Origin of the sequence: Thermomonas paludicola (genome assembly GCF_024498955.1) — a bacterium.
In the GTDB taxonomy this organism is placed as follows: Bacteria; Pseudomonadota; Gammaproteobacteria; order Xanthomonadales; family Xanthomonadaceae; genus Thermomonas; species Thermomonas paludicola.
On the sequence record NZ_CP093311.1, the window covers coordinates 2521399 to 2545442 of the forward strand.

The 24044-nt window shown below is 67.5% G+C and carries 23 protein-coding genes and 1 tRNA gene; 13 read left to right on the top strand and 11 right to left on the bottom strand.

Features of this window, described 5'->3' with window-relative positions:
* Window positions 1-31: 31 nt before the first annotated feature.
* Window positions 32-319, top strand: coding sequence for an NHLP-related RiPP peptide (locus tag LIW09_RS11865; protein ID WP_256645813.1), 288 nt, complete (start codon window positions 32-34; stop codon window positions 317-319).
* Here the strand turns inward: LIW09_RS11865 and LIW09_RS11870 are convergent.
* The 4 genes from LIW09_RS11870 to aceB all read right to left on the bottom strand — a co-directional run bounded on the left by LIW09_RS11870 (window position 270) and on the right by aceB (window position 7150).
* On the bottom strand, window positions 270-2924 hold the full coding sequence (locus tag LIW09_RS11870) for a putative peptide modification system cyclase (protein ID WP_256645814.1): 2655 nt from the start codon (window positions 2922-2924) through the stop codon (window positions 270-272). The genes LIW09_RS11865 and LIW09_RS11870 overlap by 50 nt on opposite strands.
* Before the next feature lie 7 nt (window positions 2925-2931).
* Window positions 2932-3954: a GGDEF domain-containing protein gene (locus LIW09_RS12680; protein ID WP_425507936.1), complete on the bottom strand. Its 1023-nt coding sequence runs from the start codon at window positions 3952-3954 to the stop codon at window positions 2932-2934.
* A 149-nt stretch (window positions 3955-4103) separates the two neighbouring features.
* Window positions 4104-5405 (bottom strand): isocitrate lyase, encoded by a 1302-nt coding sequence (gene aceA / locus LIW09_RS11885; RefSeq protein ID WP_256645815.1) that lies wholly within the window; start codon window positions 5403-5405, stop codon window positions 4104-4106.
* 128 nt (window positions 5406-5533) lie between these two features.
* On the bottom strand, window positions 5534-7150 hold the full coding sequence (aceB, locus tag LIW09_RS11890) for a malate synthase A (RefSeq protein WP_256645816.1): 1617 nt from the start codon (window positions 7148-7150) through the stop codon (window positions 5534-5536).
* Between the two features lie 110 nt (window positions 7151-7260).
* On the opposite strand from aceB, the gene LIW09_RS11895 reads away from it, so the two are divergent.
* A complete protein-coding gene (locus LIW09_RS11895) occupies window positions 7261-8229 on the top strand; it encodes a LysR family transcriptional regulator (protein ID WP_256645817.1) in 969 nt (322 codons plus the stop codon).
* Window positions 8230-8365: 136 nt separating this feature from the next.
* The gene (locus LIW09_RS11900) at window positions 8366-8455 is read left to right on the top strand and encodes a DUF3391 domain-containing protein (RefSeq protein ID WP_256645818.1); all 90 of its coding nucleotides are present in this window, start codon (window positions 8366-8368) and stop codon (window positions 8453-8455) included.
* A 96-nt stretch (window positions 8456-8551) separates the two neighbouring features.
* On the opposite strand, the gene LIW09_RS11905 is transcribed toward LIW09_RS11900, so the two are convergent.
* The 3 genes from LIW09_RS11905 to LIW09_RS11915 form a co-directional block, all read right to left on the bottom strand.
* A complete protein-coding gene (locus LIW09_RS11905) occupies window positions 8552-9922 on the bottom strand; it encodes a type II toxin-antitoxin system HipA family toxin (protein ID WP_256645819.1) in 1371 nt (456 codons plus the stop codon).
* Window positions 9916-10185: a helix-turn-helix domain-containing protein gene (locus LIW09_RS11910; protein WP_256645820.1), complete on the bottom strand. Its 270-nt coding sequence runs from the start codon at window positions 10183-10185 to the stop codon at window positions 9916-9918. Before LIW09_RS11910 ends, LIW09_RS11905 begins: the two co-directional genes overlap by 7 nt.
* 314 nt (window positions 10186-10499) lie before the next feature.
* Window positions 10500-10576: transfer RNA gene (locus tag LIW09_RS11915), tRNA-Arg, on the bottom strand.
* 78 nt (window positions 10577-10654) lie between these two features.
* Between LIW09_RS11915 and ubiA the strand changes: the two genes are divergently transcribed.
* Window positions 10655-11569: a 4-hydroxybenzoate octaprenyltransferase gene (gene ubiA / locus LIW09_RS11920; RefSeq protein WP_256645821.1), complete on the top strand. Its 915-nt coding sequence runs from the start codon at window positions 10655-10657 to the stop codon at window positions 11567-11569.
* 9 nt (window positions 11570-11578) lie between these two features.
* Here ubiA and LIW09_RS11925 read toward each other — a convergent pair whose 3' ends face one another.
* On the bottom strand, window positions 11579-12355 hold the full coding sequence (locus LIW09_RS11925; RefSeq protein WP_256645822.1) for a ComF family protein: 777 nt from the start codon (window positions 12353-12355) through the stop codon (window positions 11579-11581).
* Here LIW09_RS11925 and bioB point away from each other — a divergent pair.
* On the top strand, window positions 12354-13385 hold the full coding sequence (bioB, locus tag LIW09_RS11930) for a biotin synthase BioB (RefSeq protein WP_425507891.1): 1032 nt from the start codon (window positions 12354-12356) through the stop codon (window positions 13383-13385). The genes LIW09_RS11925 and bioB overlap by 2 nt on opposite strands.
* Window positions 13370-14542 carry an 8-amino-7-oxononanoate synthase gene (gene bioF, locus LIW09_RS11935; RefSeq protein WP_256645823.1) on the top strand — a complete coding sequence of 391 codons (1173 nt, stop codon included), beginning with the start codon at window positions 13370-13372 and terminating at the stop codon, window positions 14540-14542. Before bioB ends, bioF begins: the two co-directional genes overlap by 16 nt.
* Before the next feature lie 134 nt (window positions 14543-14676).
* Here bioF and LIW09_RS11940 read toward each other — a convergent pair whose 3' ends face one another.
* Window positions 14677-16155 carry an NAD-dependent succinate-semialdehyde dehydrogenase gene (locus LIW09_RS11940; RefSeq protein WP_256645824.1) on the bottom strand — a complete coding sequence of 493 codons (1479 nt, stop codon included), beginning with the start codon at window positions 16153-16155 and terminating at the stop codon, window positions 14677-14679.
* 139 nt (window positions 16156-16294) lie between these two features.
* On the opposite strand from LIW09_RS11940, the gene bioH reads away from it, so the two are divergent.
* Genes bioH through LIW09_RS11955 form a run of 3 tightly spaced genes read left to right on the top strand, consistent with a single transcriptional unit; the run spans window position 16295 to window position 18983 of the window.
* Window positions 16295-17062: a pimeloyl-ACP methyl ester esterase BioH gene (bioH, locus tag LIW09_RS11945; protein ID WP_256647238.1), complete on the top strand. Its 768-nt coding sequence runs from the start codon at window positions 16295-16297 to the stop codon at window positions 17060-17062.
* Window positions 17059-17994: a malonyl-ACP O-methyltransferase BioC gene (gene bioC / locus LIW09_RS11950; RefSeq protein ID WP_256645825.1), complete on the top strand. Its 936-nt coding sequence runs from the start codon at window positions 17059-17061 to the stop codon at window positions 17992-17994. The genes bioH and bioC overlap by 4 nt, the downstream gene beginning before the upstream one ends.
* Entirely contained in the window at window positions 17991-18983 is a 993-nt protein-coding gene (locus tag LIW09_RS11955; protein WP_256645826.1) for a multidrug resistance efflux transporter family protein, read from the top strand. The genes bioC and LIW09_RS11955 overlap by 4 nt, the downstream gene beginning before the upstream one ends.
* A gap of 4 nt (window positions 18984-18987) precedes the next feature.
* On the opposite strand, the gene LIW09_RS11960 is transcribed toward LIW09_RS11955, so the two are convergent.
* Window positions 18988-19965 (bottom strand): pyridoxal-phosphate dependent enzyme, encoded by a 978-nt coding sequence (locus tag LIW09_RS11960; protein ID WP_256647239.1) that lies wholly within the window; start codon window positions 19963-19965, stop codon window positions 18988-18990.
* A 542-nt stretch (window positions 19966-20507) separates the two neighbouring features.
* Between LIW09_RS11960 and xth the strand changes: the two genes are divergently transcribed.
* Complete coding sequence (gene xth, locus LIW09_RS11965; protein WP_256645827.1) at window positions 20508-21278, top strand: exodeoxyribonuclease III; 771 nt, start codon at window positions 20508-20510, stop codon at window positions 21276-21278.
* Window positions 21279-21288: 10 nt separating this feature from the next.
* Here the strand turns inward: xth and LIW09_RS11970 are convergent, their stop codons facing one another.
* Window positions 21289-21543, bottom strand: a complete 255-nt coding sequence (locus LIW09_RS11970) for a GlsB/YeaQ/YmgE family stress response membrane protein (protein WP_256645828.1) — start codon at window positions 21541-21543, stop codon at window positions 21289-21291.
* Window positions 21544-21604: 61 nt separating this feature from the next.
* Between LIW09_RS11970 and rsmG the strand changes: the two genes are divergently transcribed.
* From rsmG to LIW09_RS11985, 3 genes are all read left to right on the top strand, one after another.
* Window positions 21605-22246: a 16S rRNA (guanine(527)-N(7))-methyltransferase RsmG gene (rsmG, locus tag LIW09_RS11975; RefSeq protein ID WP_256645829.1), complete on the top strand. Its 642-nt coding sequence runs from the start codon at window positions 21605-21607 to the stop codon at window positions 22244-22246.
* Between the two features lie 63 nt (window positions 22247-22309).
* Window positions 22310-23104: a ParA family protein gene (locus tag LIW09_RS11980; protein WP_256645830.1), complete on the top strand. Its 795-nt coding sequence runs from the start codon at window positions 22310-22312 to the stop codon at window positions 23102-23104.
* Window positions 23101-24042: a ParB/RepB/Spo0J family partition protein gene (locus tag LIW09_RS11985; protein ID WP_256645831.1), complete on the top strand. Its 942-nt coding sequence runs from the start codon at window positions 23101-23103 to the stop codon at window positions 24040-24042. The genes LIW09_RS11980 and LIW09_RS11985 overlap by 4 nt, the downstream gene beginning before the upstream one ends.
* The last annotated feature ends 2 nt before the right edge of the window (window positions 24043-24044 follow it).

A 24044-nucleotide genomic window follows, 5' to 3' on the forward strand; every position in this document is an offset into this window, starting at 1 on the left:
CGTCCTGATTCCACTGAACAGGGGGATCACCATGCCATCCAACAACAAGCTGCCGCCGGCCGGCCTGCACCCGCAGCTGGTCAAGAAACTGCTGGACAATCTTGAAGGCAACGACGCGTTCCGCACGCTGTTCCAGCACTCCCCGGAGCAGGCGCTGCGTTCGATCGGCTATTCCGATCCGTGGGACTGCATGGAGATGAAAGCGGGCGCGCAGCTGGCATCCGGCGCGCAAATCCGCATGCAGCGCGCCAAGCTGGAAGCCTCGCTGGTCAATGTGCAGGGGCAGACGTGCCCGCTGTCGGTGCAGGAAGGCGGCTGACGAGCTGCTTGCCCAGCAATGCCGCCCGGAGGCGCAAGCCTTCGGGTTGCGCGGCATCCGGCCATCGCGCCGACAACGCCGCCAGCTCGCGCCGGGCGTCGTCATGACGCCCCAGCTGCACCAGAAGTTCTGCTGCGTCCAGCGACGATGCATTGGCCGCGAACACATTGAAGGGCCGCAGCAATTCCGTTGTCGTGGCCTCGCTGTACACGCGTCCACGATGCGTGGCCAACCATGTCGCCTGCGCCAGCGCGCCTGCGGCATTGCCGGCGGCGCGCTGGGCGCGCAACAACGCCCAGTGCACCACGACCAGCGCCGTGTCCTTGCCCGCCAACGGCAGCAATCGCCGCACTGCCGCCTGCGGCTGTCCTGACAAACGCTCCTGCTCCGCCAGCAGCACCTGGCGCAACTGGCCCACGGTCGGATAGTCGCGCACCACCGCACTGCCTTCACTGCGCCGCAGGGCATCCGTCACGCCCGGCAGGTTCTCTCGATATGCCGCCAGCAGGCCCGCATACAGCTGCAGGTCGGTGACGGCGGGCGGGTAGATCGCCTCCAGCTCGGCTTTTTTGGCCTGCGCCGCCACCGCCAGATCGGGCAGGCCATGCGCCTCCGCGCCGCCCTGCAGCACGGCAACGCCGGCAACTGCCGCACGGGCAACCCAGCCATCCAGCAGGTCGCCCGCAGCGTCCGCCTGCTTCTCCCAGTCCTGCGCGGCCGCGGCGGCGCGCGCCCACTCCCCGCGATCGATCCAGGTGACCACTGCCCCGTCCCGTTGCCAGCCATCACGCCCGCCGGTGCTCGCCCGGTAGATGGTGTCTGCCTTCGCATGCAGCCCGCGCGCGTCATACACCCGCGCGTACAGCTCGCCGGCCGACTGGAAACCGTTTTCGCGCGCGCGTCGGAACTCGGCCAGCGCCGCATCCGCTTTTTCCTGCCCGAACAGATAAATCCCCAACGAGTAGCGCGCGGAGCCGCTTTGGTCGTACTGCGGCTTGACCGCCCGCCGCACCATCGCTTCGGCGGCACGGAAATCGTTGCGCTGATGCCAAAGATTGGTTGAAAGGCGGGCGCTGATGCTGAAATCATCCGGATACAGCGCCAGGTATTCCTGCGCCTTGCGGAAGTAAGGATCCGGCGCGCCGAATTGCATCAGCATCAACTCGATGCCAAGCCGCTCCTGCGGCGACAGCCGCTGCGGAATCGCCAGCGCACTGCGCCACTCCTCCTTGGCATGCGCCACCTCCGTCATCTGCGCATACAGGCGGGCCATGTCCGCGTGCGCGAGCGCGAATTGCGGGTCCAGCTGCAATGCACGCCGGTAAAGGCCCAGCGCCTGATCGCGGTCGCGAGTGGTGCGGGCCACGTTGCGCGCGACCGCGAACGCCTTCAGCGCGTCCAGGTTGGGCGTGGCCACGTTGGGCAGCGGCACCGACGTGTTCTGCACGTTTTGCAGCGCTTCGCCCAGCTTCGCGCGCAGCTGATCGGTCACCGCATCGATCGACCGCAGCGCCGATTCAACCCCGCGCCCGTCGGCGGTCACCGCATACACCGTGGTTTGCGTGCGCGGATCAATCACCTCTGCGCTGACCCGCAAGCGGCCGCCCACTTCCGCCACCGTAGGCAGCAACAGGGCGCGCACACCATCGCGCAGCGCGATCTCCGAGCCCAGCGCACGATCCACCCTGGCATCCGGTTTGCGCTGCATGCGCCCCAGCGTCTCGCGCACCTTGAGGTCGCTGAGCACGTTCACGTAGCGCGACTGCTGCAGGCTGATCCGGAAGGCCTGCTCCAGCGAATCGTCCAGGCGCGGGTCGCCGGTCAGGTTGCGCAAATCGCCCACCACGACCCAGTCACGCTCATTGAACGCTATCGCCGGCTGCGGCCGCCCCAGGAACCACACACCCGCGACCATGCAGGCCAGCAGCATGGCTTCGGCGGCCAAGGCCACCGGCCGCCGCCACAGCGGGAGGTCGCGCCATGCTTTCGGCGTGTGCGCGGGCATTCGCAGCGGTGCCAGCCCCGGCTCGCCGACTTCGAACACCTCCTGCGCTTCGGGAATCCCCTTGAAGCGCCAGCGCCCGTAAGCCTTCCAGACCAGGAGCTCGCCGCGTTCGCCCAGTTCGCGCGCGGCGCGGTGGGCCAACGGCTCGGCGGTGGCCGACAGCAGGATCTGGCCCGGCCGGGCCAGCGTCATCAACCGGCCTGCAAGCGGCTTGGCCAGCCCCTCCACCTCCAGCTGCTTGGAGCCCATGCGAACCGCATCGCTGCTGTTTTCCCACAGCAACACTTCGCCGACATGCAGGCCGGCGCGCACCTGCAGCGGCAATTTCAGGCCCATCCTGCGGCCGAGGTCGCGCAGCTCGCGCGCATAGTCGAGGGCAAATCCCAGCCCATCGATGGGCCGTTCGAAAATCAGCAGCAAACCGTCGCTGCGATCGATCAGGCGCCCGCGCCAGCGCTGCTGCAGCTCCAATACGATGCGGTCATGGGCGCGGAACAGCTCTACCGCCGCGACGTCGCCCAGGCGTTCGACCAACTGCGTGGAATCCACGAGGTCGGTGAGCAACAAGGTACGCACCTGCGGGGCACTGGCCGCGTGCACGGGTCCCTCAGCCCAGCCACTCGACGCGATCGCCGCCCGATCGTTTGGCCCGATACAGCGCGGCATCGGCCTGCGCATACCAGTGCTCCCACCGCCCAATGGCGCTGCCGTCGATCATGCAGGCGCCCACGCTGAGCGTGGTCATCTGCGGCGGCTGGCTGTGCATGCGCTCCAGCATGCGGGCGCTTTCGGTGATGTAGCCGGCGATGCGCTCGGCTTCTTCGCGGCCATGACCGTGCAAAAGCAGGCAGAACTCATCGCCGCCGAGCCGGCAGACGATGTCGTCGGCACCCGCGACCGCGCGCAGCAGATTGGCCACGCTTTGCAGCACGCGATCGCCGGCCAGGTGCCCGTAGGTGTCATTGATCGACTTGAAGCGGTCGCAATCGACCACGATCAGCGCGTGCCCGGCCAGCCCACCGTCGGCTTCTCGCTGATCCACGTGCAGGGCAAAGCCGCGCCGGTTGGCCAATCCGGTCAGTTCATCGGTGCGGGTCAGCACTTCGGTCTGGTTGAGCTGTTGGGCAGTGGAGCGCAGCGTGTCCAGCGCATCCTGCAAATCCTGATTGCGACGACGCAGCCGCGCGATGAGCGCCTGCTCGTTGAGCACGACGCGCATGATGGCCCGGCGCAGGAACTGCGCCAGCAACTGCGGATCGCGGCGCGCCAGCAGGTCGAATTCGTTGCGCCCCAGCTCCAGCAGCTCGCTGGTTTCGGCGACGATGGCATCTGCACTGCGCGCGTGATCGCCGATCAGCAGGCCCAGTTCCCCGAAAAATGCGCGCGTGCCGAGCCGCTTGCCAACCAGATCGTCGCCGAAATCGAGGTCGATCGCGCCGCTGGACACCACATACATGGCGGTCCCGCGATCGCCGCGCTGGAACAACCGCTGGCCGGCCTCGACCCGGCGGCTCTCGGCCACCTGCGCGAACAGTGCGTACTCTTCCGGGTGCAGCGCCGACGCGCTGTCATCGGCGCCCTGGCGGGCATCGAGCATGTACGCAAGTGCAGCCACGCCTTCCCCTGTCAGCAATCCGGCTGTGTATCCGAACGCGGAGGATAGCACTGTGCAGGCGGCCGCATTGCAACCTCCCGGCACGGCGGATCGACCCCGCCGCGCCGGGATTCGGCCCCACGCAGTCGCCGGCCCAGCGGTCGGCGACTGCGCGGCAGCAGGGCTCAAGCCGCTGCGCGCGCGCCGGGATGAAACTGCTCTTCTTCCGTGCTGCCCTTCAGCGCCACCGTCGAGCTCTGCCCGCCCTGGATGGTCTGGGTGATGGCATCGAAATAACCGGTGCCCACCTCGCGCTGGTGCTTGACCGCGGTGAACCCGCGCTCGGCGGCGGCGAATTCCTTTTCCTGCAGCTCGACGAAGGCGCTCATCTGCCGCCGCGCATAGCCATGCGCAAGGTCGAACATGCCGTAGTTGAGCGCGTGGAAGCCGGCCAGGGTGATGAACTGGAACTTGTAGCCGTAGCTTGCGATTTCCTTCTGGAACTTGGCGATGGTGGCGTCGTCCAGGTTCTTCTTCCAGTTGAACGACGGCGAGCAGTTGTAGGCAAGCAGCTTGCCCGGGAACTTGGCGTGGATGGCCTCGGCGAACTTGCGCGCGAACTCCAGGTCCGGCTTGCCGGTTTCGCACCAGACCAGGTCGGCGTAGGGCGCATACGCCAGGCCCCGGCTGATCGCCTGGTCCAGGCCCTTGCGGGTCTTGTAGAAGCCCTCAACCGTGCGCTCGCCGGTGCAGAACGGCTGGTCGTTGGGGTCGATGTCGGAGGTGATCAAGTCGGCAGCCTCGGCATCGGTGCGCGCCACGATCAGCGTCGGCACGCCCATCACGTCGGCCGCAAGACGCGCGGCGGTCAGTTTCTCGACGGCCTCGCGGGTGGGCACCAGCACCTTGCCGCCCATGTGCCCGCACTTCTTCACGCTGGCCAGCTGGTCCTCGAAGTGCACGCCCGCAGCGCCGGCCTCGATCATCGCCTTCATCAGCTCGAAGGCATTGAGCACGCCGCCGAAGCCGGCCTCGGCATCGGCCACGATGGGCTGCAGGTAATCGATGCTGTCATCCCCTTCCGCATGCGACAGCTGGTCGGCGCGCAGCAGGGTGTTGTTGATCCGCTTGACCACCAGCGGCACCGAGTTGGCCGGATACAGCGACTGGTCGGGGTACATTTCGCCCGCCACGTTGGCATCGGCAGCCACCTGCCAGCCGGACAGGTAGATCGCCTTGAGGCCCGCCTTCACCTGCTGCATGGCCTGGTTGCCGGTCAGCGCGCCCAGCGCATTGACGAAGTCACTGGTGTGCAGCGACTTCCACAGCTTGTCGGCACCGTGGCGGGCGATGGAGTGCTCGACGTGCACGGTGCCACGCAGGCGCACCACGTCTTCGGCGGAATAGCTGCGGGTGATGCCGGCCCAACGCGTGTTGTTGGCCCAGTCCAGCTTCAGTTGCTCGGCGGTCGGCAGATGGTTTTTCATGGGAAACCTCGTGGGGTTGGCGGTGGCGGAGGAGGGGTGGCCGTCATTCCCGCGAATGCGGGGGTCCGGCGTCCTCCAGTCAGAAATCACTGGATCCCCGCCTGCGCGGGGATGACGAGCAGGAGCAATCAATCGATGCGCTGGTAGCCGGGTACGGTCAGGAAATCGGCCAGCTCGTCGGCATGCGTGAGGCGATCCAGCATCCCGATCGCTTCGCTCACATGACTGGCGCCGGGCAGTCCCGGTTGGCTGGCAAGTCGCGCCGGCAGGCCGATCAAGGCGCCTTCCAACAGCGCAAAGTCGACCTCGGCGCCGTCGTCCAGGCAAAGCGGGGCACTGCCGTCATCGGTGAAGTGCAGCCATTGCCACAGCTGGGCGCGGGCGATCTCGGCGGTGGCCGCGTCCTCCATCAGGTGGTGGATCGGCACGCAGCCGCTGCCATCCAGCCACGCGGCCAGGTAACGCACGCAGACCTCGACGTTGTTCTCGAAGCCGGCGCGGGTGATGGTGCCCAGCGACGGCTTGAGCAGATCGTCGCGAACGGTCTCCACGTCGTCGCGCGCCACCTGCAGCTGGTTCGGGCCCGGCATGCGCGCGTCGAACACCTCGCGCGCCAGCGCAATCAGTGCCGGATGCGCCACCCAGGTGCCATCGTGGCCGGCGCTCACCTCGCGCAGCTTGTCGGCCCGTACCCGCGCCAGCGCGGCGTCGTTGGCGGCGGCATCGCCATTGATCGGGATCTGCGCCGCCATGCCGCCCATGGCGTGGGCGCCGCGACGATGGCAGGTCTTGATCAGCAGTTCCGAATACGCACGCAGGAACGGCTGCACCATGGTCACCTGGCTGCGCTCGGGCAGGACCCGGTCGCGATGGCGGCGAAAGGTCTTGATATAGGAAAAGATGTAGTCCCAGCGCCCGCAGTTCAGCCCGGTGATGCGGCGCTTCAGCGCGTGCAGGATTTCGTCCATCTCGAACGCCGCCGGCAGCGTTTCAATCAGCACGGTCACCTTGATCTGGGCAGGCGGCAGGCCGAGTTCGGTCTCGATCGCGGCCAACACCTGTTCCCACAGGCTGGCCTCTTCCATCGACTGCAGCTTGGGCAGGTAGAAGTACGGGCCGCGGTCCCGTGCCGCCAGCGCGCGCGCGTTGTGGAAGCAGAACAGGCCGAGGTCGAACAGCGAGGCCGACATCGGCTGGCCATCGACCCGCAGGTGCTTCTCGTCCAGATGCCAGCCGCGCGGGCGCACCAGCAGCACGGCCTGTTCGGCCTCCGGCTTCAACGCGTAACGCTTGCCGCCGGCTTCGAATTGCAGGGTGCCGGCAACCGCCTCGCGCAACGCCTGCTGGCCGGCGATCAGGTTGGCCCAAGTTGGACTGGTGCTGTCCTCGAAATCGGCCATGTAGCAGTTGGCGCCCGAATTCAGCGCGTTGATCACCATCTTCGGATCCACCGGGCCGGTGATTTCAACGCGACGATCGCGCAATGCGGCCGGTGCCGGAGCGACCGTCCAGTCGCCGTTGCGCAGATGCGCGGTGGAGGCGCGGAAATCCGGAAGCATGCCGGCATCGAACTGCATCTGGCGCAGCTGCCGGGCGTCCAGGCGCGCCTGTCGGCGACCCTCGAAGCGGCGATGCAGGCCCGCCAGGAACTCCAGCGCCGCCGGCGTCAGCACGGCGGCTTGCCCGGGCAACTGGCGGGTAACCTCCACGCCCTCGCCGGGGCGGTCTTGCAGCACTGCGGACATCGGCGTCTCCGTGAACCTGTGGGGAAGCCAACCATCCGCCTGCGTGTGGTATTTGACAAACGAGTTTTATCAATGCCTAGTATTTGGAAAACTAATATCAAATCGAACCAATGGCCGAGCGCCCTCCCAGCTCCCTGCGTTTTGCTTACAAGGGCTCGCGCCTCAAGCCCCTGCGGGCGTTCTGTCAGGTGGCGCGACTGGGGTCGATTTCGCGTGCGGCCGAAGCGCTGTACCTCAGCCAGCCGGCGGTCACCCTGCAATTGCAGGCGCTGGAGCGCGAACTGGGCACGCGCCTGCTGGAACGCAGCGGCCGCCGCCTGACCCCCACCCGCGAGGGCGAGCTGCTTTACGAGATGGCGCGCCCACTGGTGGAAGGGCTGGACAACCTGGCAACCAGCTTCCGCGAACAGGTGCGCGGGCTGGACGCGGGCGAACTGCACGTGGCCGCCGGCAGCTCCACCATCCTGTACCTGCTGCCCGGCATCGTGGACGCCTTCCGCCAACGCCATCCGGACGTGCGCCTGAGCCTGCACAACGTGACCGGGGCCAGCGGCCTGGACCTGCTGCGCAGCGACGCGGTGGATCTGGCGGTGGGCTCGATGCTGGATGTGCCGGCCGACCTCAGCTACGCGCCGGTGTATCGCTTCGAACCGATGCTGATCACCCCGCTCGACCACCCGCTGGCGGGCAAGCAGGTGCTGTCACTGGAGGATTTGTCGCCCTATGGCCTGATCCTGCCACCCAAGCGCCTGACCACCTACCGGTTGGTGGACCTGGTATTCCAGCAAAACCGGGTGCCCTACACGGTGGCGCTGGAAGTGGGCGGCTGGGAAGTCATCAAGCAGTACGTGGCGATGGGCCTCGGCATCAGCATTGTCACTGCGATCTGCCTGACCGAAGCCGACCACCAGCGCCTGGCGGTGCGCTCGCTGGCGCGCTGGTTCCCCTCGCGCAGTTACGGCATCGTGATGCGCAAGGGCAAGTTCCTGAGCGCGCAGGCACGCGCGTTCGTCGAACTGATCAAACCGGAAGTGCTGGCTCCACGCGGCTACGACGAAAGCGGGCACTCGGAGCGGTGAGTGCGGTGTCCCGGGTTCACCCCCCACTTCCGGTAGCGGGATGACCCGGAGGGTGAAACGGGCTTCATGCAGGGCATGACTGCGATATCGTTCGTCAAGGTGATTCCCTTCGCCCCCCTGAACCGGAGGCACCAAGATGTCCTCCATCCGACGCATTCCGACCGCAAGCCTGCGTACCGGCATGTATCTGCACAAGATCGGTGGCTCCTGGCTCAGTCAGCCCTGAACGACCCGGATCCTTGTCGGCCTTCTATTCGACCTGCTCACAGCGAGGCGGAGACCGACCGTCACCCCTGATGTCGCTTGTACCTGGGCCGTCATCCTAGTCTTCGGCCATCAGCCGCTTGGCGCTATGCTCCAGGCCGCGCAGGGTGGGATCACTGACGGACGCAGGGAACCCTGCCGGGAGCATCGACTCGATCTTGGCGACAATCCGGGGCGTCCGCTCGATGACGTTGCAAATGAGCGCCTCCACAGTTCGATCTTCATCGTCGAACACGCCATATCGCTTGCCGAGGGCCATCCAATGTCTGGGAAGGATGTCCTTCATTTTCCAGTGCACATTGGTAGACCGGATCGACATGGCCATCTTGACCTTGTATGCGGACAGTTTGTCGGGTGCATCGCCCATGACCGGCCAAGCCGAGATCACGTCGTACAGGGGCGTGAGCCTGTAAGCGCCCTTGGGGAGAATGAACACGCTGAAATTCTTTGCATGGCCATCGGGTGCACGAAGCATCCAGAAAAGAAGCTGGGCCAGGAAGAAGGTTCTCCGATCATCCTGCGGCGCTGCCGACGTCGCCAGCAGGCCCATGATCCTGTCGATTCCCGGCCCACCCTCCGATTCGTATTTCCGGATCGCTGGCGTGCCGGTTGCCTGGCAGAAATCTTCCTGTGGCAATCGGGCAAGCCACCTGCCTTGGGGACCGTCCAGCCAGGTGCGGTCGAAGCGCTCGACCGACAGGACGTTCATGTCTTCGAATTGGAGCGGCTCGCAACCGGCAACTGGCAACCCGTAGGCGGCCAGGATTCGGGAGCAAAGCCACTCGTTCTCGATGGAGTGGCTCAGGTCGAGCTTCATGTTCCCGACCAGCCCCATGGGCAACTTGAGGATATGTGTGGTCGGCGTCGATCCATGTGGCCTGCACCACTGGCCGTCGAGCTTCAGCAGTGCGGTCTTTTCCTGGGCACCGGCGATGGAGATCCTGAATCCGTTGTCGTCCTGCGGCGAGGCACCCGCAAAGGCCGGTGAAGCCAGCGTGCCGCGCAGGATGGCGGCGACTTCGGCTTCATCCAGCCGCGATGCTTCAACAATGCTTACGTCGCTGGGAGCCGCGCCGTCCGGCAGGATCTGCAGCGCACCCACGCAATCGCGTCCGATCTGGGCAAGCAGGTCGAAGGCATCTGTGGACTTGGCACGGAATCGGCTGGCGGCTCTGGCCCGAATGTCCTGGCTGTCGGGCAGAAGGTTGTCGAAGTAGGCCCGAACCACCTCTCCACGATGCGGGGTGGCCCCCGGCGTGAACGGCAGGGAGAGTGACAGGGGCCGACCTTGGGGCGACGCTTTCCAGCCGCCGTCGTACTCCAGGACATCTTCGCCACTGGCACCCAGGTGCCAGGTGCCCACGAACTGACCGTTCATCCACAGGCCCAGCGTTCGCCGCCGCGACGTCGTCTTCGTGGCCGTCACCATTGGGGCTTCTCCCCCAAGGTGCAGCTTTCATGCCCCTTGGAGCACGGCTTCGCCTGCAGAACCATCTCGACGCCGAGGATACCCAGCAGATGCAGCAACCGTTCCGCACTGACTTTCTGGGCGTTCCGCTCCAGCGCAGAAATCGTTTGCTGGGTGACGCCGAGACGGGCAGCTGCCTCGCTCTGCGTGAGACCTGACGCCTTGCGGAAGGCTTTCAACAACGCTGGCAGCTGCTGGGCAGCTTGGACGACATACTGCTGCATGGATACGCGCCTCAGCCTGTATTTCTGGGATACATCTTATAGGCTGTATTTGCGATTTACGCAACATGGCTTGTATTTCGAGCCGCATCCGTTCAGATCCTTAACCTCGCTTTACGAGGGACTACAGATTGAACCGGGCTCCTCAAGCCAGAGCTTGCATTGCCTATCAAGGCTCGATCCGAGAGGACAGGGTGCTGGAAGCAGGGCAGGCGTCTGGCAGATGAGACCAAGTCCGCACATGGCCACTACTCATCAGGCCAATCGCATCAAAAAATCCTTGGCACAGTTACGGCACAGATTTGTCCCAGGGGACTTGGCGCGCCTGGAGGGATTCGAACCCCCGACCAATGGCTTCGGAAGCCACTACTCTATCCGGCTGAGCTACAGGCGCGTTGTGCGCGACGACAGGCGTCGCGGACGCGCATTCTCGCATGATTGCGGACGGCTGTGCCGCTGGTAGGCTAGGCGGATGCCTCTGCAGCCTCACCCATCCGACCTCCAGCCCGCGTGGCGTGAGCGTCTTCGCCTGTATTGGACACTGGTGCGCGGTGACCGTCCGATTGGCTGGCTGTTGCTGTTGTGGCCTACCTGGTGGGGGCTGTGGCTGGCCGCGAAGGGGATGCCGCCGCTGTGGCCGCTGCTGGTGTTCAGCGCCGGGGTGTGGCTGACCCGGTCGGCGGGGTGCGTGATCAACGATTATGCCGATCGCTGGCTGGATGGCAGCGTGGATCGCACGCGCCAGCGTCCGCTGGCGACTGGCGCGGTGACCGGGCGCGAAGCCCTGATGGTGTTTGCCGTGCTGATGCTGGCGGCGCTTGCCTTGGTGTTGACGCTGAACCGGCTGGTGCTGTGGTTGAGCCTGGCAGGCGCGTTCCTGTCGATGACCTATCCCTACCTGAAGCGCTACACCTATCTGCCGCAGGTGTATCTGGGGATGGCCTTTGGCTGGGGCATCCCGATGGCGTTTGCCGCCGTCACCGGCGCGGTGCCGCCGATTGCATGGGTGCTGTACGTGGCGAATATCTTCTGGGCCACCGCCTACGACACGTGGTACGCCATGGTGGATCGCGACGACGACATCCGCATGGGCGCGAAGTCCACCGCGATCCTGTTTGGCGAGATGGATCTGGTGGCGCAGGGCGTGCTGTATGCCGGCATGTTTGCGGCGTTGGCCATGGTGGGGCGCGATGCCGGCATGGGTTCGTGGTATTGGGGTGGGCTGGGCGCGGCCGTGGTGCTGGTGGTTCATGAATTCGGGTTGGCGCGCGATCGTGATCGTGACAATTGTTTTCGCGCGTTCCTGCACAACAACTGGGTGGGGATGGTGGTGTTTGCCGGCATCGCGCTGGATGAGGCGCTGCGGGCAACGGCAGTGGCGGCCTGAGGCGCAAGCTCAGGCCACGCGCGCGCAGACCCACGCATCCACGCGCACGGCGCCGGCCTTGCGCAGCGCCGCCGCCGCCGCAAACAGGGTGGCGCCGGTGGTCATCACGTCATCCACCAGCACCACGTGCGCCGGCAGCGCTGCTGCTGGATGGACGTGGAAGGCGCCGCGCAGGTTGCGTTGGCGCGCCGCGGCATCCAGCCGCGACTGCGCATCGGTGACCTTGCGCCGCTGCAGCAAATCCGTGCGCAGCGGCAAGACCAATGCGTTCGCCAACGGTCTTGCCAATTCCAGCGCCTGGTCATAGCCCCGCTGCTGCAGTCGCGCGCGGTGCAGTGGCACGGGCAGCAGCAAGTCGGGGCGCGGCAGGGTGCTGAAGTGGTCGGCCATGCACTGCGCCAGCACGCGGCCGGCGGCGAAATCGCGATGAAATTTCAGGCGCGGCAGCAGGCGATCCAGCGGGAAGGCATAGTGAAACGCGGCATATGCGGCATCCAGCGGCGGCGGTTGTTGCAGGCAGGCGCCACACTCGCCCGGCTGCGGCAAGGGGAGCGCGCAGCGCAAACACGCGTGGCGCTGCCTGGGCAACTCGGCGTGGCAGGCGGCGCACAGGTCGCGACCCGGCAGGCCGGGATCGCCACAGACAAGGCAGCGTGGCGGGAACAGCCAGCACAGCGGCGCGGCGCGGCGTCCGTCAACTTTCCAATTGCTCTCTCGGTTGACGATGGCGGCCATGCGTCCCAGACTGCCCGCTTCGCGCTTGCCTGTCCGTCGGGATTTCCCCATGCACCTCGTCAGTTCTTTTCCCGTTCGCCACGACTGGACCCGCGCCGACGTCGAAGCCCTGTTCGACCTGCCCTTCACCGAGCTGCTGCATCGCGCCGGCAGCGCGCATCGCCTGCACTTCGATCCCGCCGAGGTGCAGGTTTCAACCCTGTTGTCGGTGAAGACCGGCGGCTGTCCGGAAGATTGCGGCTACTGCCCGCAGGCAGCGCGCTACCACACCGGCGTGGAAGCCTCCAAGCTGATGGAGACCGACGACGTGGTGGCGCGCGCAAGGCAGGCCAAGGCCGCAGGCGCCTCGCGGTTCTGCATGGGCGCGGCCTGGCGTTCGCCGAAAGATCGCGACATCCCCAAAGTGGCGGCGATGATCCGCGAGGTGAAGGCGCTGGGGCTGGAAACCTGCGCCACGCTGGGCATGCTGAGCGACACGCAGGCGCACGCGCTGAAGGATGCCGGCCTCGACTATTACAACCACAACCTCGACACCGCCCCGGAGTTCTACGGCGAGATCATCCATACCCGCGAATTCCAGGATCGGCTGGACACGCTTGGGCATGTCCGCGACGCGGGACTGAAGACCTGCTGCGGCGGGATCGTGGGGATGGGCGAATCGCGCCATCAGCGTGCAGGGCTGCTGCAGGCATTGGCCAACCTGCCACAGCACCCGGATTCGGTGCCGATCAATCGACTGGTGGCAGTGCAAGGCACGCCGATGGCGGAAACGGCCAAGACGCTGGATCCGTTCGAGTTCGTGCGCACCGTGGCGGCGGCGCGGATCATGATGCCGAAGTCGATGGTGCGGCTGTCGGCCGGGCGCGACACCATGAGCGACGAGCTGCAGGCGCTGTGTTTCGCTGCCGGTGCCAACTCGATTTTCCATGGCGAAAAACTGCTGACCACCGGCAACCCGGACACCGGGCGCGACCAGGCGCTGTTCGCACGGCTGGGCCTGCGGCCGATGCAGGTGGACGCGATGGAGGCCGTGCAGGAGGACGCCGGCTGCGGCTGCAACTGCGCATGCGCGAACGGCTGAGCGACCGCGCGACGACCGCACGCGCGCAGCGCGAACTTGCGCATCGCGTGCGCACGCGGCGCACGGTCGCCCGCCGCGACGGCGTGCACTGCGAGGTGGATGGCAAGCGGCTGCTGGATTTTTGCAGCAACGATTACCTGGGCCTGTCGCAGCACCCGCGCGTGCTGGCCGCGCTGCGCGATGCGGAAAGCGCGGGCGGCATCGCCTCGCACCTGGTGTGCGGGCACCATGCGCAGCACGCCGCATTGGAAGCGGAGCTGGCCGACTGGCTGCAGGCGCCGCGCGCGCTGCTGTTCGGCAGCGGCTACATGGCCAATCTGGCGGTGCTGCAAACGCTGCTGGGCAAGGGCGACGTGTGCGTGCAGGACCGCCTCAACCACGCCAGCTTGATCGATGGCGCGCGCCTGTCGGGTTGCATCCTGAAACGCTATCGACATGCGGATGCCGACGCGGCGGCGGCGCAGCTGGCCGCACACGCCGAGGGTGCGGCGCTGCTGGCCAGCGACGGCGTGTTTTCGATGGATGGCGACATCAGCCCGCTGCGCGCGCTGGCCGCTGCTGCGTGCCGACACGCGGCGACGCTGTACATCGACGATGCACATGGCGCGGGCGTACTGGGTGAAGCGGGGCGCGGCAGCGTGGACGCGGCAGGATTGCCCGGCGATGGCGTTCCGCTGCGGCTGGTCACGTTCGGCAAGGCGCTCGGCAGCGCGGGCGCGGCGGTGGTGGGGGACGCCGACCTGATCGAGCACCTCGCGCAGGCGGCGCGGCCCGGCATCTACACCACCGCATTGCCGCCGGCACTGGCCGCGGCCACGCGCGCGTCGGTGCGCCTCGTGCGCAGCGCGGAAGGCGACCGGTTGCGCGAACAACTGCGCGGGAACATTGCGCGTTTTCGTGCCGGCGCCGCACGACTGGGGTTGCCGCTGATGCCATCGGACACGGCGATTCAGCCGCTGCAGATTGGCGCCGATGCCGACGCGCTGGCGATGTCGCGCGCACTGGAAGACAGTGGCCATTGGGTGGCGGCAATCCGCCCGCCCACCGTGCCGGAAGGCAGTGCGCGCCTGCGCATCGCGCTCAGTGCCGCGCACCTGCCGGCCCACATCGACGCGTTGCTGGACGCGCTTGGCCGCGCGCGCGATGCGCAGGCCTAAGCGATTGTCCGGATCGCCGCGAAGGCGGCGATCCGGCGCTTCAAGTCGTTGGCATCAAAGACGCTGAAGACCCGGCCACGGGGGCGTGGAACACGGGCTGTCCTCGCGGGAACGGCAGCAAGAAGCGAGCTTGCCTAGAGGCCGCCGATGCAGACGTATTTGAGGTCGGTGTAATCGTCCAGCCCATGGATCGAGCCTTCGCGGCCAAAGCCCGATTGCTTGATGCCGCCGAACGGCGCGACCTCGGTGGATATCAGCCCGGTGTTGACGCCGACGATGCCGCATTCCAGCGCCTCCGACACGCGCCAGCTGCGCGCCAGGTCGCGGGTGTAGAAATACGCGGCGAGTCCGAATTCGGTGGCATTCGCCCGCGCAAGCACCTCCGCTTCGTGATCGAAGCGCAGCAGCGGGGCGACCGGGCCGAAGGTCTCTTCGTGCGCCAGCAGCATGTCATCGCCTGCATCCAGCAGCACGGTGGGCTCGAAGAAGGTGCCGCCCAGCGCGTGCCGCTTGCCGCCCAGCGCAATGCGCGCGCCTTTTTCCAGCGCGTCGGCAAGATGCGCCTCCACCTTCTCCAGCGCCTTGGCATCGATCAGCGGCCCTTGCTCGGTGTCGCCGGCCAGGCCGGGACCCACACGCAGTGTGCGCACGGCGGCGATGAGCTTGTCGGCGAACGCGTCGTACACGCCGGCCTGCACGAAGATCCGGTTGGCGCAGACACAGGTTTGCCCGGTGTTGCGGAACTTGCTGGCGATGGCACCCTCGACCGCCGCATCCAGGTCGGCATCGTCGAACACGATGAACGGCGCGTTGCCGCCCAATTCCAGCGACAGCCGCTTGAGGTCGCCCGCGCACTGCGCCATCAGCAGCTTGCCGACCCTGGTGGAACCGGTGAAGCTGAGTTTGCGCACCTTCGGATGGGTGCTCAGTTCCGCGCCGATGGCGGCTGAATCCTGCCCGGTGAGGATGTTGAGCACGCCGGCGGGCAGCCCCGCGCGTTGCGCCAGCACGCCCAGCGCCAGCGCGGAATACGGCGTCTGGCTGGCCGGCTTGCAGACCACCGTGCAGCCCGCTGCCAGCGCCGGCGCCAGCTTGCGGCCGAGCATCGCGGACGGGAAATTCCACGGCGTGATGGCCGCCACCACGCCCACCGGCTGGCGCAAGGTGAGGATACGCTTGTCGGCGGCATGGCCGGGAATCGTGTCGCCATCCATGCGTCGCGCCTGTTCGGCAAACCACTGCATGTAGCCGGCGGAATAGGCGATCTCGCCGATGGCTTCGGCCAGCGGCTTGCCCTGCTCGGCGGTCATCAACCGGGCCAGGTCGTGCTGGTGATGCAGCATCAGGTCGTGCAGGCGACGCAGCACCTGGGCGCGCTCCTGCGCGGTTTTTTTCGCCCATGCCGGGAACGCCGCGTGGGCCGCGTCGATGGCGCGGCGGGTTTCCGCCACGCCCATGTCCGGCACCGTGCCCAGCAGCTGCCCATCTGCCGGGTTGCGCACCGCGACGCTGCCGCCGGCGTCGGCGTCGCACCAGTGCCCGTCAACCAAGGCGCGCTGGCACAGCAGCTCGGGATCGGACAGTGACAAGGATGCGCGGGATGCGGGGGTCACGACGACGGCTCCGGTGAGGACGAGGTGCTGCCACGATACGCCGGCGGGCGTGAGGTTCGCGCGATAATAGGCGGCTCCGGCGCGATGCCGCGTGCACCCTGCGCGCGCTGCCGGTGCTTGAGCGAGGCGAATGAACGATCTGCAGGTGGACATTGCGGGCAGTGGCCCGCCGCTGGTGTTGTTGCACGGGTGGGCGATGCACGGCGGCATTTTTGCACCGCTGATCGAGCGCCTGCGCGAGCGGCGCACGCTGCACGTGGTGGACCTGCCGGGGCATGGCCACAACCGTGGCAGCAGCGTGCCGTTGGCGCTGGACGCCTGCGCGCAGGCGGTGCTGGACGTGGTGCCGGACGCGCCGTGGTGCGGTTGGTCGCTGGGCGGGTTGGTCGCGCTGCAGGCCGCCGTCGCGCAGCCGCAGCGGGTTTCTGCGCTGGCGATGCTGAGCGCCACGCCAAAATTCGTGATTGCCGACGATTGGATGCAGGGGATGCCGGCCGAGGTGTTCCATGGGTTCGAAGCGGGCCTGCGCAGCGACTGGCGCGCCACCATCGATCGCTTCATCGCGCTGGAGGCCTACGGCTCCGATCACGTGCGTGACGAGCTGCGCATGCTGCGGGATGCCGTGCTGGCGCATGGCGAGCCGTCGCCGCGCGTGCTGGCGGAAGGCTTGCAGGTGCTGGAGCAGAGCGATCTGCGCGACGCATTGCCGTGCCTGCGGATGCCCAGCCTGTGGCTGGGTGGGCGTCGCGACCGGCTGGTGAATCCGCAGGCGATGCAGGCCGCCGCCGCACTCGCGCCGCAGGCGCGCTTCGTGCAAGTTGAACATGCCGGGCACGCGCCATTCTTGACCCATGCCAATGCGGTGGCGGATGCGCTGCTCGGCTTCCTGTCGGAGCACACGGCATGAAGGCCCCCCTGTTCGATGCCAGGCAGGTTCGCCGCGCATTTTCACGCTCGGCGGGCAGTTACGACGCGGTAGCCGGCCTGCAGCGCCTGGCCGAATCGCGGCTGCTGGAATCGTTGGATTATCTCGATGATCCCGCGCTGGCGCGACCGCCGCCGCAGGTCGTGCTGGATCTGGGCTGCGGTACCGGCCATGCCAGCCGGGCCCTGCAAAAGCGCTGGCCAAAAGCGCACATCCTGTCCATGGACCTGGCGTTGCCGATGCTGCAGCAGGCGCGCAGCGCGGGGAAGCGCGGGCCACTGCAGGCAGCCGCATGGTGGTCCAATCCATTCGCGAAGGCGCCGCAGCTGCTGTGCGCGGATGCGCGACGGGTGCCGCTGGCCGATGCATCGGTGGATGTGCTGTTTTCCAACCTGTGCCTGCAATGGGTGGAAGATCTGGGCGCGGTGCTCAACAGTTTCCGGCGGGTGCTCAAGCCGAAGGGGCTGCTGCTGTTTTCCACGTTCGGCCCGGAAACGCTGTGGGAGCTGCGCACGGCGTTCGCGCAGGCCGATTCCGCGCCGCACGTCAGCCCGTTCGTGGACACGGCGGGCATCGGTGATGCGCTGGTCAACGCCGGCTTCTTCCAGCCCGTGGTCGATCGTGACGAAGAGGTGCGCCACTACGCCGACCTGCCTGCACTGATGCGCGAACTGCGTGCGCTGGGCGCGACCAATGCGTTGGCCGCGCGTCGCGCCAGCTTGACCGGGCGCGGGCGTTTTGCCGCCGCAGCGGAGGCATACGAGGCGCACCGTGCTGGCGCGGGACTGCCGGCGACATGGGAAATCGTCAGCGCGATGGCGTGGGCGCCCGAACCGGGCGCGCCGATCCGCGAAGACGGCGCGGACCTGGTGGCGGTGCCGGTGTCGCGCATCCCCATCCGGCGGCGCGGGTGAGCGCGTCCCGCCGCGCGCTGCTGGCGGTGGGGCTGTCGCTGTTGTCGGCGCTGTTCTTCACCACCACCTATGTGCTCAACCGCGCCGCAGCGGTGGGCGGCGGGCATTGGGCGTGGACGGCGGCATTGCGTTACGTGTTCATGCTGCCGCTGCTGTTGTCGCTGATGCGCTGGCAGGGCGGCGTCGCGCCGGTGTGGCGGGCGATGCGGGCGGCTCCCGGCGCGTGGCTGCTGTGGAGCGGCCTTGGGTTCGTGCTGTTCTACATCCTGCTCAGCTATGCCGCCGCCAGCGGGCCGTCGTGGCTGGTGGCCGGCAGCTTTCAGGTCACCGTGGTTGCCGGCATGCTGTGCGCGCCGCTGCTGTACCACGATGCGCGCGCGCGCATCCCGCGCGCAGGATTCGCCGTGGGTCTGCTGATCGTGGCCGGCGTGTTGCTGATGCAGCTTGGGCATGCGCGCGGCGCGCTGGATACACGGGGCTGGACGGCGTTGGCCTGCGTGGTGGCCGCTGCGTTCGCCTATCCGCTGGGCAACCGGGGATTGCTGTTGCATTTGGAGCGCGCCGGCATCGAGCTGAATGCCACCCAGCGCGTGTTCGGATTGACCTTGGCCAGCCAGCCGGCGTGGCTGCTGCTGGTGGCCTGGGCGTGGATGCAGGCCGGGCCGCCGCCGCTGGCGCAGGTGGAGCTGGCGTTCGGCGTGGCGCTCAGTGCCGGCGTGATCGCCACGATCCTGTTTTTCCAGGCCACCGGCATGGTGCGCGACAACCCCACTGCATTGGGCGCCGCCGAAGCGATGCAGGCGGCGGAGGTGCTGTTTGCCTCGGTGCTTGGCGCGCTGCTGCTGGGCGAAGCCTGGCCACGCGGGCAGGCGCTGTGGGGCGCGCTCCTGGTCGTGGCGGGCATCGCCCTGTTCGCCTGGGTGGTGGCGCGCGACGTCGCCCGCGATCAGCGCGAAGTGCGCGCGTTGCGCAGCGATCGCGGCGGCTGATCGCCTACCCGGCGGCGTTGGCCAGCAATGCCGGCAGGGCGTCCAGATCGACGTTGCCACCCGACAACACCAGCCCCACCTTGCGCCCGGCGAACAGCGGGCGGTTGCCCAACACTGCGGCCAGGACCACTGCCGAAGACGGTTCCACCAGCTGCTTCGTGCGCGTCCATAGCAGGCGCATCGCGGCGAGGGTGGCGCGGTCATCGACGCTCAGCACCTGTGCGCCGGCATGCTGCAGCAGGGCGAAATTGAGCGCGCCCAGCGTGCCGCGCAGGCCGTCGCAGACGGTGTCCGGCACGACATCCAGGTCCAGCGTGCCGCGTGCAAACGAACGCGCGCCATCGGCCGCGCCGCTGGGTTCGGCCAGATACAGGGCGCAGGCGGGCGCCAGCGCCCGCATCGCAAGTGCGCTGCCCGCTGCCAGGCCGCCGCCGCCCAGCGGCACCACCAGCGCCTCCAGATCGGGATGCACGGTCAGCAGCTCCAGCACCGCCGTCCCCTGCCCGGCGATCACGCGCGGGTCGGTATAGGGATGGACGGCGGTGGCGGCGGTGGCGGCCTGCACCTGCGCGCACATCGCCTCGCGTGCATGGATCGTCGGCGCGCAGCGGTGCAGGGTGGCGCCGTACTGTTCAATCGCCACCAGCTTGGCGCGCACGGCGCCGTCCGGCACCACCACATGGCAGGGAATGCCGCGCAGCCGCGCCGCCAGCGCCAGTGCCGCGCCGTGATTGCCGGACGAGTGGGTGACCAAGCCGCGCGCGGCGTCTGCATCGGCGAGCGAGAACACGGCATTGCAGGCACCACGAAATTTGAAGGCACCCACGCGCTGCAGGTGCTCGGCCTTGAAGTGCAGCGTCGCACCGGCGACTGCGTCGAGCGCGCGCGCGTGCAGCACCGGCGTGGAATGGACGTGCGGCGCGATGCGGGCGGCGGCATCCAGGACATCGCCGAAGCCGGGCAGTGACAGGTCTGGGGTCATCATCGCGGCATGCTAGCGCAGCCGATCCGCGTGCGCGGGCACAGCGCTGGCAGGCGACCCCGGGCAAAAAGACGTGAAACTGTGACGGTACGCACAGGCTGAACCGCAGATGGTCGGAAGCGTGACCTCGTGCGTCACATCGCGCCGGTTCGCGTTACTCTAGCCACGCCGGTGTCTTGCAGGATGTCCCGGATCCCCCCTGTTCCGTTTGTCCTGCAGGCACCGGCACTTTCCACCCTTCGCCGCCTGGCGGGTGGATTCAAGCGCATGAAACCCAAACAAAATGAGGGCCGGATGTCCCCCGACACCCGGCCCCCGTAGCGTCCCCGGCCTACGCAAAGATCGGCCCCTGTTCAGTCCAATCCATCGCCTTGCGGCGTGCCACGCCGGGTGCTGCGGGCAATGAAGCAGGAATCGTGCCAATCACCGACAGCACGACGACAGGCGCCGCAGCATGCGTGGGGCCTGCAATTGGCTCCCGTAGCACCGTGCAGCGACCCGGCCAAGCCCGCCAGCGGCGACGATGCCCTACCATCGGCACCATGAAAATCGCTTCCTGGAACGTCAATTCCCTCAACGTGCGCCTGCCGCAACTGCAGCAATGGCTGGCCGAGTTCGCGCCGGATGTCGTGGGGTTGCAGGAAACCAAACTGGAAGACCATCGCTTCCCCGATGCGGCACTTGCCGAACTTGGCTACCGCAGTGCGTTCCACGGGCAGAAGACCTACAACGGCGTGGCGATCCTGGTTCGCGACCAGACGCCGGAACAGGTGCAAATCGCCATCCCGGGTTTCGACGACGCTCAGGCGCGGGCCATTGCCGCCACCGTGGATGACGTCCGCATCGTCAATCTCTACGTGGTCAACGGCCAGGACGTGGGCACCGACAAATACGCCTACAAGCTGCGCTGGCTGGACGCCGTGCATGGCTGGCTGGCGGAGGAGCTGCGCGCGCATCCGAAGCTGGTGGTGCTGGGCGATTTCAACATCGCGCCCGATGATCGCGACGTCCCCGATCCGCAAACCTGGGACGACGACCACATCCTCACCTCCACCGCCGAACGCAACGCCCTGCGCCGGCTGCTGGCGCTGGGCCTGCATGACGCCCTGCGCCTGCACAACCACGAGGCGGGCCTGTTCAGCTGGTGGGACTATCGGCAGGCCGCATTCCGCCGCAACCTGGGCTTGCGCATCGACCTGACCCTGGTCTCCGATGCGTTGAAAGCACAGGTGGCCGAGGTCGGCATCGACCGCACGCCACGCGGCTGGGAGCGCCCCAGCGACCACGCGCCGGCATTCGTCACGCTGCGCTGAGCGTTCCGCCTCAGCGCAGGCGACCGCGGCCGATCAGGTTGACGATGGCCAACAGCAGCACGGCGCCAATGAACGCCGTCAGCAGATAGCCGCCCCAGCCCGGGAAATGCAGGCCCAGGCGCGGCAACAGCTGGCCCCCCAGCCAGCCGCCGATGATGCCGACCACCACGTTGATGAGCGCGCCCTGCGACTTGTTGGCGCGCATCAGCAGGTTCGCCAGCCAGCCGGCAATGCCGCCGACAACGGCCATGATCAGATAGTGCATGCCTCGAATCCCCTGCAAGCGTTACAAGCGCGCAAGGGTACACAGCCGGCATACTTCCCGCATGACGAACGACCTCGCCCCCCTGCGCCCCGAGCTTGAAGCCGGGCTGTCGCAACTGTCGCTGGATGCGGCACTGGCAGCGCCGCTGCTCGACTACCTGGCCCTGCTGGCGCGCTGGAACGCGACCTACAACCTCACCGCGATCCGCGACCCGCGCGAGATGCTGGGCAAACACCTGCTGGACTCGCTGGCGATGCAGCCATTCGTGCAAGGACTGGGCACGCTGGCCGATCTTGGCACCGGCCCCGGCCTGCCGGGGATTCCACTGGCCATCGCCGCGCCCGCGCTGCAGGTCACCCTGGTGGAGAGCAACGGCAAGAAGGCGCGCTTCCTGCGCGAAGTGGTGCGCCGGCTCAAGCTGACCAATGTGCAGGTGGCCGAATCGCGGATCGAGGCGTTCCAGCCCGGAACGACCTTCGACGCCATCACCGCGCGTGCGCTGGCCACGCTGCCGCTGATCCTGCAACTGGGCGGCCACCTGCTGGGCGATGGTGGCCGCCTGCTGGCGATGAAGGGGCAGGTGCCGGACGAGGAAATTGCCGCACTGCCGCAAGGATGGCGGGTCATTGCCGTGCATTCCCTGCACGTTCCCGGGCTTCAGGCCGATCGGCACCTCGTTGAAGTGGTGCGTGCGCCGGCCTGAGGCATAATCAACGGTTCCGTGCCCGCGCCCATGCGGGCACCTGTGCCGGGAATGACACGCCGAATGGCCCGCATCATCGCCGTTGCCAACCAGAAAGGCGGGGTCGGCAAGACCACCACCGCCGTCAACCTTGCCGCCGCGCTGGCGCGCACGCCCAAACGCGTGCTGCTGGCCGACCTGGATCCGCAGGGCAACGCCACCATGGGCAGCGGCATCGACAAGCGCGAGCTTGCGGCCTCGGTCACTGAAGTCTTGCTGGGCGAAGCCCAACCGCGTTCGGCCATCATGCGCTGCGAGGACGGCTATGACCTGCTGCCCGGCAATACCGACCTGACCGCCGCCGAGCTTCAGCTGATGGGCGTCGAAGGTCGCGAGGGCCGCTTGAAACACGCGCTCGCGGACATTCGCGATGGCTACGACTTCATCATCATCGACTGCCCGCCTTCGCTGTCGGTGCTCACCCTGAACGCCTTGACCGCCGCCGACTCGGTGCTGGTGCCGATGCAGTGCGAGTATTACGCGCTGGAAGGGCTGTCGGCGCTGATCGACACCATCAACGGCCTGAAGGGCCGGTTCAATCCGCAGCTGGAAATCGAAGGCGTGCTGCGCACCATGTTCGACGTGCGCAACAACCTCGCCAACGCGGTGTCGGCGGAGCTGACCAACCATTTCGGCGAGCTGGTGTTCCGCACCATCATTCCACGCAACGTGCGCCTGGCCGAAGCGCCCAGCCACGGGCAGAGCATCATCGGCTACGACAAATCCAGCCGCGGCAGCGTGGCCTATCTTGGCCTGGCCGGCGAGGTGCTGCGCCGGCAGCGCGAGCGCGCGCAGAAACAGAAGGAGAAGGCCGCATGAGTGCTGGCAGGGACGCCGTGAAGGCCGGCGCGAAGAAGCGCGGCCTCGGTCGCGGCCTGGAAGCGCTGCTCGGCCCCAAGGCCGCAGCCGAAGCCCCTGCACTGCAGGCCATGCCCGGCGACGTGCTGCGCTCCCTGCCGGTGGATGCGATGGTGCCCGGGAAGTACCAGCCCAGGCGCACGATGGACGACGCCAAGCTGGACGAACTGGCTGCCTCGATCAAATCCCAGGGCGTGATCCAGCCGATCGTCGTGCGCGAGCAGATCGGCGCCGATGGCAAGGGCGGCCGCACCTACGAAATCATCGCCGGCGAACGCCGCTGGCGCGCCTCGCGCCGCGCCGGCCTGACCGACGTGCCGGTGGTGGTGCGCGAGGTGGACGACCGCACGGTCGTGGCGATGGCGCTGATCGAAAACATCCAGCGCGAAGACTTGAATCCGCTGGAGGAAGCGCAGGCGTTGCAGCGGCTGATCGACGAATTCGATCTCACCCACGCCGCTGCCGCCGAAACGGTGGGGCGCTCGCGTGCCGCGGTGTCCAACCTGCTGCGCTTGCTGGAGCTGCCGGAAGCCGTGCGCGTGCTGGTCCAAACCGGCGCCATCGAGATGGGCCACGCGCGGGCACTGCTGCCGCTGGCCGAAGCGATGGCCATCGCGCTGGCCAAACAGGCGGCCGAAGAGGGCTGGTCGGTGCGCCAGGTCGAGCACCGCGTGCAGCAGATCGCGGCCGGCAAGGTTGCCTCCGAGCCCCGCAAGGGCGCGCCCAAAGCCAAGCCGCCACAGGCCGACATCGCCGCGCTGGAGCGCGAGCTGTCCGACACCCTCGGCAGCCGCGTCAATGTGCTCAACAGCCGCGGCAACAAGGGCAAGCTGGTGATCCACTACGCCAACCTCGATGCACTGGAAGGCGTGCTGGAACGCCTTCGTGGCAAACCGTAAGC

What these genes read in the sequence shown, in the direction of transcription:
- LIW09_RS11980 (WP_256645830.1), top strand. Translation starts at nt 22,310, where the DNA reads ATGGCCCGCATCATCGCCGTTGCCAACCAGAAAGGCGGGGTCGGCAAG.
- bioC (WP_256645825.1), top strand. Translation starts at nt 17,059, where the DNA reads ATGAAGGCCCCCCTGTTCGATGCCAGGCAGGTTCGCCGCGCATTTTCA.
- aceA (WP_256645815.1), bottom strand. Translation starts at nt 5,405, where the DNA reads ATGAAAAACCATCTGCCGACCGCCGAGCAACTGAAGCTGGACTGGGCC.
- bioB (WP_425507891.1), top strand. Translation starts at nt 12,354, where the DNA reads ATGCACCTCGTCAGTTCTTTTCCCGTTCGCCACGACTGGACCCGCGCC.
- rsmG (WP_256645829.1), top strand. Translation starts at nt 21,605, where the DNA reads ATGACGAACGACCTCGCCCCCCTGCGCCCCGAGCTTGAAGCCGGGCTG.
- LIW09_RS11970 (WP_256645828.1), bottom strand. Translation starts at nt 21,543, where the DNA reads ATGCACTATCTGATCATGGCCGTTGTCGGCGGCATTGCCGGCTGGCTG.
- LIW09_RS11905 (WP_256645819.1), bottom strand. Translation starts at nt 9,922, where the DNA reads ATGGTGACGGCCACGAAGACGACGTCGCGGCGGCGAACGCTGGGCCTG.
- LIW09_RS11960 (WP_256647239.1), bottom strand. Translation starts at nt 19,965, where the DNA reads ATGACCCCAGACCTGTCACTGCCCGGCTTCGGCGATGTCCTGGATGCC.
- ubiA (WP_256645821.1), top strand. Translation starts at nt 10,655, where the DNA reads ATGCCTCTGCAGCCTCACCCATCCGACCTCCAGCCCGCGTGGCGTGAG.
- LIW09_RS11865 (WP_256645813.1), top strand. Translation starts at nt 32, where the DNA reads ATGCCATCCAACAACAAGCTGCCGCCGGCCGGCCTGCACCCGCAGCTG.
- LIW09_RS11900 (WP_256645818.1), top strand. Translation starts at nt 8,366, where the DNA reads ATGTCCTCCATCCGACGCATTCCGACCGCAAGCCTGCGTACCGGCATG.
- xth (WP_256645827.1), top strand. Translation starts at nt 20,508, where the DNA reads ATGAAAATCGCTTCCTGGAACGTCAATTCCCTCAACGTGCGCCTGCCG.
- LIW09_RS11895 (WP_256645817.1), top strand. Translation starts at nt 7,261, where the DNA reads ATGGCCGAGCGCCCTCCCAGCTCCCTGCGTTTTGCTTACAAGGGCTCG.
- LIW09_RS11910 (WP_256645820.1), bottom strand. Translation starts at nt 10,185, where the DNA reads ATGCAGCAGTATGTCGTCCAAGCTGCCCAGCAGCTGCCAGCGTTGTTG.
- LIW09_RS11925 (WP_256645822.1), bottom strand. Translation starts at nt 12,355, where the DNA reads ATGGGGAAATCCCGACGGACAGGCAAGCGCGAAGCGGGCAGTCTGGGA.
- aceB (WP_256645816.1), bottom strand. Translation starts at nt 7,150, where the DNA reads ATGTCCGCAGTGCTGCAAGACCGCCCCGGCGAGGGCGTGGAGGTTACC.
- bioF (WP_256645823.1), top strand. Translation starts at nt 13,370, where the DNA reads ATGCGCGAACGGCTGAGCGACCGCGCGACGACCGCACGCGCGCAGCGC.
- LIW09_RS11985 (WP_256645831.1), top strand. Translation starts at nt 23,101, where the DNA reads ATGAGTGCTGGCAGGGACGCCGTGAAGGCCGGCGCGAAGAAGCGCGGC.